9 protein-coding genes are annotated in these 11,100 nt (G+C 49.5%); all 9 read right to left on the bottom strand.

The features are described from left to right. Positions 1-12: 12 nt before the first annotated feature. Positions 13-1,422 carry a molybdopterin-binding domain-containing protein gene (locus MNV_RS00325; protein WP_096203363.1) on the bottom strand — a complete coding sequence of 470 codons (1,410 nt, stop codon included), beginning with the start codon at positions 1,420-1,422 and terminating at the stop codon, positions 13-15. Between the two features lie 3 nt (positions 1,423-1,425). Next, complete coding sequence (locus MNV_RS00320; RefSeq protein ID WP_096203362.1) at positions 1,426-2,622, bottom strand: Coenzyme F420 hydrogenase/dehydrogenase, beta subunit C-terminal domain; 1,197 nt, start codon at positions 2,620-2,622, stop codon at positions 1,426-1,428. Then, positions 2,622-3,083 carry a hydrogenase iron-sulfur subunit gene (locus MNV_RS00315; protein WP_096203361.1) on the bottom strand — a complete coding sequence of 154 codons (462 nt, stop codon included), beginning with the start codon at positions 3,081-3,083 and terminating at the stop codon, positions 2,622-2,624. The genes MNV_RS00320 and MNV_RS00315 overlap by 1 nt, the downstream gene beginning before the upstream one ends. Continuing rightward, a complete protein-coding gene (locus tag MNV_RS00310; RefSeq protein WP_096203360.1) occupies positions 3,080-5,086 on the bottom strand; it encodes a CoB--CoM heterodisulfide reductase iron-sulfur subunit A family protein in 2,007 nt (668 codons plus the stop codon). The genes MNV_RS00315 and MNV_RS00310 overlap by 4 nt, the downstream gene beginning before the upstream one ends. Continuing rightward, the gene (locus MNV_RS00305) at positions 5,086-5,520 is read right to left on the bottom strand and encodes a hydrogenase iron-sulfur subunit (RefSeq protein WP_096203359.1); all 435 of its coding nucleotides are present in this window, start codon (positions 5,518-5,520) and stop codon (positions 5,086-5,088) included. Before MNV_RS00305 ends, MNV_RS00310 begins: the two co-directional genes overlap by 1 nt. Continuing rightward, positions 5,517-8,582, bottom strand: a complete 3,066-nt coding sequence (locus MNV_RS00300; RefSeq protein WP_096203358.1) for an FAD-dependent oxidoreductase — start codon at positions 8,580-8,582, stop codon at positions 5,517-5,519. Before MNV_RS00300 ends, MNV_RS00305 begins: the two co-directional genes overlap by 4 nt. Next, a complete protein-coding gene (locus tag MNV_RS00295; protein WP_096203357.1) occupies positions 8,579-9,514 on the bottom strand; it encodes a CoB--CoM heterodisulfide reductase iron-sulfur subunit B family protein in 936 nt (311 codons plus the stop codon). The genes MNV_RS00300 and MNV_RS00295 overlap by 4 nt, the downstream gene beginning before the upstream one ends. Further along, positions 9,511-10,077 (bottom strand): 4Fe-4S dicluster domain-containing protein, encoded by a 567-nt coding sequence (locus MNV_RS00290; protein WP_096203356.1) that lies wholly within the window; start codon positions 10,075-10,077, stop codon positions 9,511-9,513. The genes MNV_RS00295 and MNV_RS00290 overlap by 4 nt, the downstream gene beginning before the upstream one ends. Next, the coding region (locus MNV_RS00285; RefSeq protein ID WP_143311537.1) for a (Fe-S)-binding protein at positions 10,074-11,100 on the bottom strand (1,027 nt) is incomplete at its 5' end. The genes MNV_RS00285 and MNV_RS00290, both read right to left, overlap by 4 nt.

Below are 11,100 nucleotides of genomic sequence, written 5' to 3'. Positions count from 1 at the left end.
CTGCCATTCCCATCACCTCGATACCTCAACAGGCGTGAGCGTTCCCTTCTCTATGCCAATCCTCTTTCCTGTGAGCAGTATATTGTCCTGCACAGGCGAGACCTTGAACTTTTTCTCAACCGAGCTGCCGTTGGACTTGATCCTGATGTTCCCGCCCTTCAGGAGCTTGAGCGCCCTTACCACGCCCAGGTTCAGCTCCACAAAATCGTTATCGTCCGCCAGCCCGTACCACATGAAGGGATTGTAAACGCTCACTAATGCGTTTTTCGCTTCGATGGGTTTCGCGGATGCCGGCACTGCGCCATAGGAAGGTCTCTCGTATTTCGGAATTGTGAACTCATCGATTGCGCTGATCCCGAGCATCTTTTTTACGGATTCGTGCAGGGGATCGAATTCGAATTTTGTACCTGCCACGATGCCAAGCGTCTCCAGCCCGTTCGTCCCCGCGCCGCCAAGAGCAGTCGCCCGCCCCTCATTGTTGATGAGCGTGCCCTTCTTCCTGTACAGGGGCTCGTGCGCTATTACAACGTTCGCTTTTGCCGCGCCTGCCTGCCCGGTCTGGACTATCAGGTTTGTAAGCTTCCCGAGCGTCTCCTGCGGGATCAGCCCGGCAGGGTCGGATTCCAGGCAGAACAAAGTCTTAACCGTTCCTTTATTGATATCCTCCACAAGCTGCGCCAGGGATTTTTGCTTTGCATCCTTTGACAGCAGGTACGCACCTGTTGAGTTTACAAAAGGCTTGAGGAATGTTATCTTCGCCCCGGCATTTTTAGCAAGAGAAAGAACATTCTTCACCTGCTCCACATCAGAAAGCGGATGGAAATCAGCAATAACAGGAGAATCTTTTGTAAGCTGCAATTTTGAAACATCAGCAGGTCGGATGTTCTCGTCAGCAATAGGCAGATCTTTCCACCATACCGAGGTTATCTTCGCTCCTTTCTTTCTGGCTGAGAGCAGGCGCCTGACTATCAGCGGATACTGCTCATAAGGATCGATAAATAGCACAATATGTTTTGCAGCTTCTATTTCACTGTATGGTATTCCCACGCTCAGGGTCTGATATGCATCTTTTGGAAGCGCTTCGAAATTTGCTCCCGTGCATAAATAGGATTCAGCAATTTTCTGGAATGCAAGCAGCTCCTCGCATGTGGTGTTGCCGAACGAGAGGAAAGCTGCAGAACCTTTGCCTGCCGATATTCTTCTGGCTGCCTCCTTTGCAGCTTCTTCAAGCGAGGTCTCCTTTCCATCTATCGTTGACTTAACAGGCGTATAGAAGCGGGACAGGCTCATCCCGAACCTGCAGAGCTTTCCGGCATTGGCAGGAGAGGATTTCCTGAAATCCACTTCAAGTTTTCCGTTCTCTCGAATATATAATCCGCAGCCGAAATTGCAGCCGGGGCAGATGGTTGAATAAACGTTCATGGCTCACACCTCAAGCTTGGCTTCAAAATACGGCGGTTTTCGCAAGTCCATTCCAGGCTCGTACTTTAATTGCTCCTGCACGGTGTTGGCGAACCTTCTGTACAGTCTTGTTAAAGGAATATCGACAGGACAAACATCGCTGCACTGCCCGCACCCGATACATGAGTCTGCAAGGTGCAAAAAGCGCACCAGATGGTACATCGACATCTTATAAGCATCGCCGCGGTAGTGGAACTCCGTGCATTTCGAAACATCCCCGCATGAGCATGTGGGACACACAGCCTTGCACGCGCCGCAGTCTATGCAGTTCTCAAGCTCTTTCCTGAAGTACTCAAGCCTGTTATCCAGGGGGACAAACACCCTATCCTTCCATTTCTTGCCAAGACCCTCCATGGCGCCTTTTATCTTGGCTCGCGCCGCAACCCCCTTTTCATCGGGTTTCTGGAGCTGGATATGTCCGGCATCAATGGCGTTTTGCAAAAGCTTTGCCCCTTTTTCTGAATTGATCTCTACAAAAGTGGCTTTACCTGCAAGGTCTCCCGTAACGCCCCAGTTCCCGCACGCAAGGTCGGAGTTATTCGGTATCTTGATGGTGCAGTAGCGGCAGCTCTCCCTTCGTCCATAACCTTTCTCTTCAAGCTCGTCAATGGTTATAGCATGCTCTTTTCCGTCCTTTGTCTTGAAGATGAGCTTTCCTTTCTCTATCTCTTCGCCGTGAACATCTTCTGGCTTGATTTTGTACATTACTTCAAGCATCTCTCTCGTCGTAACAGGGTGCATCGACCCGCCGCAGTTAAGACCGATTATAAAAGTATTATCAAGATTTACAGCATTACGCTTGCCCTGCTCAATTATCCCGCGCACATCGCAGCCTTTCGCCGGAAGAGCCACTTTCATGTCCTTATTGGCGATAAGTTTTGCAAAGTTGCTCGGGACTGAATGCAAAGAGCCGGCTGAGTTCAGCACCTCGTTCACATCTGAGGTTATTATCGGTACAGCCTCAAACTCATTGATTTTCTTTAGCACCACAACAGCATCAACTAATTTCTTCTCAAGCGCAGCCGCAAGTACGGAAGTAACAAGACCGCCTGAACCTCCGCGTTTTCTGACATCCTCTTTTGTTGACCAGCCAACGAACATTTCACCTTTTTGCATCACAATTTGATGAGCCGTTTTAATGGACGGAGAATCTTGGCTCATCAAACCACCCCCTCGGGTTTGAGAGGACTTGGTCCAAGTTTTTTAATCTGCTCCGTCACGGTGCGGATGAAATTGGCGAACTTCTCGCCCTCGCTTGCCGAGATCCAGTTAAGCTGAAGTCTCTCCTTCTCCAGTCCCAGCTCTCTCACAACATTTTCGAGGAATTTGTATTTGATCTTAGTCTTGTCATTGCCATTGACGTAGTGACAGTCACCGATATGGCAGCCCGTAACTAAAACAGCATCAGCGCCTTCAAGGAACGCATTGAAAACATGCAGGGGGTCGATCCTGCCTGAGCACATGACGCGTATGATTCTTGCCGAGGGAGGCTGCTGGAACCTTCCCATGCCCGCGCTGTCCGCGCCACCGTAGGAGCACCAGTTACAGCAGAACGCCACTATCTTGGGCTCCCAGCCGTTAGTCTTTCCAGTAGCAGTAGCAGCCGCAGCTTCATCGCTCATACCGCTACCTCCTGGAACTTAAATACATTCTTGATCTGAGCAAGTACCTGGTTATTCTTGAAGTGGCTCTGCTCAAGAGCGCCAGTGGGGCAGGCTGTAACGCATGTACCGCATCCTTTACAGAGCGCCTTTACCACATTTGCCTTGCCTGCCTGTTCATCCATTTTGATAGCCTGGAAAGGACACATGGGTATGCACACGCTGCATCCCACGCATACGTCAGGATTGGCTACTGCGGTGATTCCTTCTGTTATGGCTTTCTTATTTTTGAGTAGAATCGTGGCGCGGCTTGCGCATGCGCTACCCTGTGAGACCGCATAGGGAATATCCTTGGGTCCTGAAGCGCACCCCGCAAGGAACACGCCATCGATAGTCGTATCAACAGGTTTCAATTTAGGATGCGCTTCCATAAGCAGGCCATCCGCGGCTTTTGAAAGCTTCAGGAGCTGCTGTATCTGGTTAATACCTTCATGCGGGACAATGCCTGTAGCAAGAACCAGTAGATCGAACTCAAGATTCCTTATTTCGCCGGCGAGCGTATCCTCAACCCGGACAAGTATATTCTTGGTCTTGGGGTCTTCTTTCACTTCCACAGGTCTTCCTCTCAGGAACTTCACGCCGAGGTTGCGCGATCTGTTATAAGACTCCTCGTATCCCCTGAAGGGCGTCCTGATGTCTATATACATTACAGTATGGTCCGTCTCGGGGCGCTTTTCCTTGAGCAATTGCGCGTTCTTTATAGTGTACATGCAGCATACGCCGGAGCAGTATATGTTGGTGTTCTTATCGCGTGAACCAACGCAGTTCACAAATCCAACGTGTATCGGCTCTTTGCAATCCGAAGGTCTTACAACGTGCCCGCCTGTGGGACCTGCTGCGTTAAGAAGCCGCTCAAATTCCATGGCTGTTATGATATTATCATATAACCCGTATCCGAAATCATGCTTCGGCTCAGGGTCGTATGTCTTGAAACCCACTGCGCCGATGATCACGCCTACGTTCAAATCAGTATACGAAGCCTGCATGTCATAATTTATCGCACCGCTCTGGCATGCCTTAGCGCACGCTTTGCATGAAATACAGTTCTCTTTGTCTAAGACTGCGCGAAGTGGGACTGCCTGCGGGAAGGGAACATAAATTGCTTTTCGTGTCCCGAATCCCTCGTTAAAATCATAAGGCACTTCGACAGGGCAGGCTTCACTGCACTTGGCGCAGCCTGTGCATTTGGAAATATCAAGATACCTGGGTTTGTGCTCGACTTTCACGTTGAAGTTGCCCACGTACCCCTCAACTTCTTTTACCTCTGAATAGCTCATTATTTTGATATTCTTGTTCCTTGCGACTTCCACCATCTTGGGACCGAGGATGCATATGGAGCAGTCGTTCGTGGGGAAGACTTTATCAAAGCGCGCCATCCTGCCGCCGATTGAGGGCTCTTTCTCAACAAGATAGACCTGGAACCCCATATCCGCAAGATCAAGCGCAGCCTGCATTCCTGCGACTCCTGCGCCAACAACAAGTGCTTTATCGGTGACAGGGACCTCGCTTGCCTGCAGAGGCTCAAGCAACTTTGCGCGCTCAACACCCATGCGCACGAGGTCTTTTGCCTTCTCTGTGGCTTTCTCTTTTTCCCACATGTGTATCCATGAGCAGTGGTCCCTTATGTTCACGAATTCAAGGAAGTACTGGTTAAGACCCATCTGCTCGATACATGCTCGGAACGTGGGCTCATGCGTCTTGGGAGAACACGCAGCCACGACAACACGGTTGAGATTGTGTTCTTTTATCTTCTGCTGTATATCAGCCTGACCTGAGTCGGAGCATGTGAATTTATTGACAGAGGTGACCTTTACGCCCGGCAGTGCCCCGATATAATCTGCAACAGCTTTTGTATTCACGACACCCCCTATATTCACACCGCACTCGCATACAAACACGCCGACCCGTTTTTCTTCGCTATCCTTCTTTACTTCAGTACCTTTTTCAGTACCAGTTTCGCTCATTACTTCACTTCCTTGACCGGGTTTTGGCCCAGTTTCTTAATCTCTTCTGTAAAATCCCGAATAACTTCTGAGAATCGCAATCCCTCGCTGGCTGATATCCACTCAAGCCGCAGCCTCTTATCAAGCCCGAGTTTTGCAAGAGCTTTTTTGGTATTATTTATCCTGACCTCTGCGTTCTTATTGCCGTCAATATAGTGGCAGTCGCCTATGTGGCAGCCTGCTATCAGCACGCCGTCTGTGCCTTCCTTCAGGGCTTTCAGGATGAATGCTGGCTCTACCCTGCTTGAGCACATTACTCTTAATATCTTGACCGTAGGCGGGTACTGGAAACGGCTTACGCCTGCAAGGTCTGCGCCTGCATACGAGCACCAGTTACAGCAGAATGCAAGTATGTCAGGCTCAAATTCTGTTATTTTCTGGGCTTGCTCACTCATACCACTACCTCCACTGTTCCGGTCTTTGGCTCTATGGAAATGCTCTTTATACCTTTATTAAAAGCGTTGATTGCCTCCCCTATCTCTTTTGAGGAGAAATGCTGCGCCGTTATGGCTCCGACAGGACATGCTGCTGCGCACGAGCCGCAGCCCTTGCATGCAGCAGGATTGATGCGCGACTTCTTTGTAGTATAAGTGACTTCTTCAGCTTTCACAGTTACATCCTGCAATGATGGCGCGTTATATGGGCATACGGTAACACATGTTCCGCAGCCTATACATTTGGCTTCGTTGACCACCGAGACTGCGCCTTCAGTCTCAATGAACTTGCGGGATAAGATGGTACATGCACGGGAAGCAGCCGCACTGGCTTGCGATATCGCCTCGTCCAGTAGCTTGGGCGACTGCGCGCTCCCGCACAGGAACACGCCGTCGGTTGCGAAGTCCACGGGTCGAAGCTTGGGATGAGCCTCAAGGAAGAATTTGTTCTTATCAAGCGGTATCTTGAAGAGCTGGTTTATCTCCTCGTTCTCGCCTGCCACTAATGGGGTGCTCAGCACCACGAGGTCTGAGGCTATCTCGATATCTTCGTTCAGCATGGAATCATGTACTGTCACCGAGCCATTCTCTACTTTTGGCGGGTTCTCAGCATCGTATTTGATGAATATTACGCCAAGGTCTCTTGCGTTCTCGTACAGTTTCTCCATGACGCCGTACGTACGCATATCCCGGTACAGGACATAGACATTCGCATTTTTATTTGCTTTCTTGATTCGGATGGCGTTCTTGACCGCATCGATGCAGCATGTCCGTCCGCAGTACTCTCTTTCCTTATTCCGTGCCCCTGCGCACTGTATCATCGTGATATTGTTCGCGCTGATGCCTTTACCGAGCATTTTCTCAAGCTGCGCCTGCGTCACTACGCCGGGATCTCTCCCGTAGTTGAACAATCCCGAAGGCTCAAAGTTCCGCGCACCAGTTGCAACAACAGCAGCCCCGAAATCAACCGGAATCTCCTGTCCTTTAGAAAGTATAACGCCTTTGAAGTTGCCAAGATACCCTTCGACCTTGATGAGCTTCGCCTCATTTATGACCTTGATATTCTTGCTACCGTTTATTCTGTTGACAAGCTCCTTCAATACATCTGCTGGCTTCTTTCCGTCGTACAACTCTGTCATTTCTTTAAGCATCCCGCCGAGTTCCGCTTCCTTCTCGACGAGTGTAACGCTGTAACCGTTGTCTGCGATATCAAGCGCCGCGGTCATGCCAGCTACGCCGCCTCCGAGCACAAGCGCACTGTTGATAAGAGGTACTTTTTGCTTGTACAAAGGCTGAAAAAGGGCTGATTTTGCCACAGCCATTTGCACGACTCCCTTTGCCTTCTCAGTGGCTTTCTCCTTTTCCTTCATGTGTACCCAGGAGCAGTGTTCGCGTATATTGGCAAGCTCGAAAAGGTATGGATTGAGCCCCGCTTCGCGGCAGGTATTCTGGAACAGAGGTTCGTGTGTGCGCGGCGTACACGATGCAACCACTACGCGGTTCAGGTTGTTCTTTGCTATGGCGTCCTTTATCGTAACCTGCGAATCAGATGAACATGCGTATAGCATTTCCTGTGCGTGTGTCACGTTTGGAAGAGTCTTAGCATACTCTACCACGTTCGGGACATTGACCACGCTGCCTATGTTAATCCCGCAGTGACATACGAACACACCGATCCTGGGCTCAGGAGAAAGCGGTTTTTCCTCAGGGAACGCTCTCTCTTTTATCATGGTTCCCCGCTCCGATGATAGGAGAGCGGCAGCCTTAGCCGCGGCTGCGCTTGCCTGCGCCACTGTATCCGGGATGTCCTTTGGCCCCTGAGCTGCGCCGCAGACATAAATCCCGGGAACGCTTGTCCCGACAGGGTTCTCTACGCTTGTGGCGATATTCCCGAAATCATCAAGCGCGATCCCAGATGACTGCGCGAGTGCGCGCGTGGAATCAGAAGGGTCAAGACCTATGGAGAGCACTACCAGGTCGAAGTTCTCGTTCTTAAGCTCTCCTGTATTGAAATCCTCGTACTTCATGGAGAGATTGTTTTTAGCATCCACGATGACTTCAGGCGGCCGGGAGTTGATGTATTTGATGCCGTACTCCCTCTGCGCGCGGTTATAGAACTCCTCAAAGTTCTTGCCGAATGCGCGGATGTCTATGTGGAATATGGTAATATCAAGATCAGAGTCATGCTCTTTCGCGATTATTGATTCTTTTGTGGCATACATGCAGCACACCGAGGAGCAGTGTTTCCGGTCTATCCGCGGGTTGCGCGAACCCACGCACTGGATGAAAGCTATTTTCTTCGGGACTTTACCGTCCGATTGCTTCGTGACATGTCCCTGCGTCGGGCCGCTTGCGCTCAAGAGCCGCTCGAACTGAAGCGATGTAATAACATCGGGATGGTCAAACCTGTACTGTTTCAGCACCGAAGGGTCAAAAGGCTTAAAGCCTGTAGCAAGAACCACTGAGCCGACGTTCAGCTCCATCTCCTTATCCTTCTGTTCGTAGTCCACAGCCCCGGGTCCGCATACTTTTTTGCACACGCCGCATTTGCCTTTTGTGAGGAAGAGGCAGTGTGCGGCATCGATCGTTGAAATTCTCGGTATTGCCTGGGCAAAAGGTATGTAAATGGATTTGCGCTTGCTCATGCCGGCATTGTATTCGTCAGGCACTTTTGAGGGGCATTTCTCAGTGCACGAGCCGCAGCCCGTGCATTTTGTCTCGTCCACATGGCGCGCTTTTTTAATCACCTTCACTTTGAAATCCCCGGCTTTGCCTGTGATAGATTTGACGTCACTGTATGAGAGCAATTCAATGTTCGGGTGCCTTCCGGTCTCTACAAGCTTGGGCGACAGGATGCACATGGCGCAGTCATTGGTCGGGAAAGTCTTATCCAGTTGCGACATCACGCCGCCTATGCTCGGTCTTGATTCTATGAGATAGGTCTTGAACCCGCAGTCCGCAAGGTCAAGGGCAGCCTGTATCCCGGCTATGCCGCCTCCGACGACCGCTACCGAACCTTTCATTTCTTTGCCACCTCTTCATTTGCTTTCGGTTCTGCTTTATTTTCAATTTCGGTCTCTATTTTCTTATCTTCCTGCTTGCCGATAGATTCGATAAGACTTTTAGGTGAGACCATGTTCTTATCAAGCTCAAGCTCTTTCTCGCCCAGTCCCATTGCAAGACCGATAAGCTGTGTGAAATAAAGTATTGGTAAGCCGATAACGGTATTATGCGCCTTTTCCACCATCGACTGCTGACCGTCAAGCAACATGTGACACATCGGGCACGCCACAACTATGCAGTTCGCACCTGCAGATTTTGCCTCGTCAAATAATTTCTTTGTAAGTATGAATGCATAATCCTGTTTACTCATCAGGAGATTTCCTCCGCAGCATTTTGTCTTCTGGGTAAAAGGAAGACATTCTGCGCCAGTGGCTTTTATAAGAGCATCAAGAGATGTCGGATTTTCAGGGTTGTCGAATTTGGATACTTCTGACGGACGGACAAGGAGGCAGCCGTAGTAGGGCACGGCTTTAATGCCTTTTAATGGTTTTACGAATTTTTTCGCTAATGCCTCAGTCCCGACATCGTTTACCATGACATCAAGAAGGTGCTTTATTTTAACGCCATTATATTTCTCTCCAAGCGCCTTTTCTATCTTCGCCCTGAAAGCTTCATCTGTTTTCATGGCTTTATCTGCCCTTGAGAGATTATGCGAGCATATGCTGCACGGTACCACAAGGTCAAGCCCTGTTTTTTGCGCCAGCATGTTATTCCTGGCTGAAAGTCCCATGGATAATTCCTTATCGAAAATAGCCTCAAGAGCGCCGCAGCAGTTCCAGTCCGCAAGTTCGGTAAGCTCAATACCTGCGGCTTTACTTACTGCTTTTGTGGATGCGTTATACTCCCGTGCAGTGCCGTGCAGGGTACAGCCCGGATAATAAGCAAGCTTCATTTCTCCACTTCCTCAAAGATACGCTTGATCTGATCTTTGCCTTTTATACGATGAGGCAGGATACTCAGTTTACCTTTCTTGAACAATTCCATTCCCATCGGGGCGTAACCGATAACGCCGCCAATGCCTTTTGTCCTGAGCATGAACATTCCGCTTACTCCGGCCTCATACCATTTGCCGTTCTTCTTCACTGAGTCGATAAAAAGATTGTCAAAAAGTTGTTTTGGATTGTTGAGCTTGATCTTTCCTGCTTTTGCTTCACGCTGTGCTATCGCCCTTATTGCGCCCATGACCTCGGTTATCTTCACATCCTGCGGGCATCGCTCGTAGCAGAGGTAGCAGGAAGCACAGAGCCACAGAGAGTCATCGGTCAGGACTTCGTTTCGCATGCCGAGCAACGCTTTCCTGATTATCTTGCGAGGATTGTAATCTTTGTCAATTTCTGTGACCGGGCATCCCGCTGTACAGCCTGTACAGTTAAAGCACCGCTTGATGTTCTCACCGCCTGGCTCATTAGCTATTTCATATTTGAAATTGGGTTCAAGCTCGCTTGTTTTAATCATTTACCCGCCTCCATTTGCCGTGCAAGGAACACGGTAAGGTCAACAACATCGAAATCATATTTCTTCACCGCGTCTTTTTCGCTCTTCAGGCAGTTAAAGTGCGCAAGACATTTTGAACAGGTTGTTATAAGAGTCTTTGTTCCTGTCGCCTGCGCTTCATCCATTCTGGCTATGCGAAGGGCTTTTGTCTGCTCGTTGCAGTTCATGAAGCTGCTGACGCCGCAGCACAGGGCTTTATCTTTTGAATGTTCCATCTCTTTCAGTACGGCGCCGTTGGAGGTCAGGGCCTTGCGCGGCGCATCGTAAACGCCCATGTGTCTTCCGAGCCGGCACGGGTCATGATATGTTATTTCCGTGTTTATCTTCAATCCGAGTTTATCAAGAAGCTCGGAAATATGGATAACTTTGATCCCAAGCTCGTAATCTTTTGAAAAGGTGCGGTAGCACTCGGCGCAGCTTGTTACGAGGGTATCTATGCCGCTTTCTTTGAGATATTCGGTATTATGATTTTTGAGCCTGTCAAAAACATTTTTTTTTCCCTGCCAGAGAACATCATGGCCACAGCATTTCATCTGCAATACCCGGGGTTTAATGCCGAGTTTATCAAGAAGTTTAAGCGAAGAGGTAGTGATTTCCCCGAAATCGGTTTTCACATCGTGCAGGAACAATTCCAGTGAGTCCACGCAGCCGGGAAAGTAACCGTACTTTGAATCGCTTTTCTCGATTTTATTCCCGTCAAGCTTTGAACTCAGTTCTGCAAACTCGGTGAAAACTCCGAGGTGCGCGATATCAAGCGCTTCCCCTCCTGCCCTTTCTTCTTTTATGAAACTTAAGAAATCCACCTGCTGAGGGCATTCCTGCGGGCATAATCCGCATGTCAGGCATGTCCATATATCTTTTGTCGAAAGTCCGTAGACCCTGGAATTATAAATTGAACTGCGCGGTGAAGTTTTTGAAACTCGGCGCATCGGGCAAATAGATGTGCATTTACCGCACTGATAACAGGATTGTACGTTACTCGTT

Source organism: Candidatus Methanoperedens nitratireducens, assembly GCF_900196725.1.
Lineage (GTDB): Archaea > Halobacteriota > Methanosarcinia > Methanosarcinales > Methanoperedenaceae > Methanoperedens > Methanoperedens nitroreducens_A.
The sequence above is the reverse complement of the archived record's forward strand: the minus strand, read 5'-3'. Positions and strand labels throughout refer to the sequence as shown.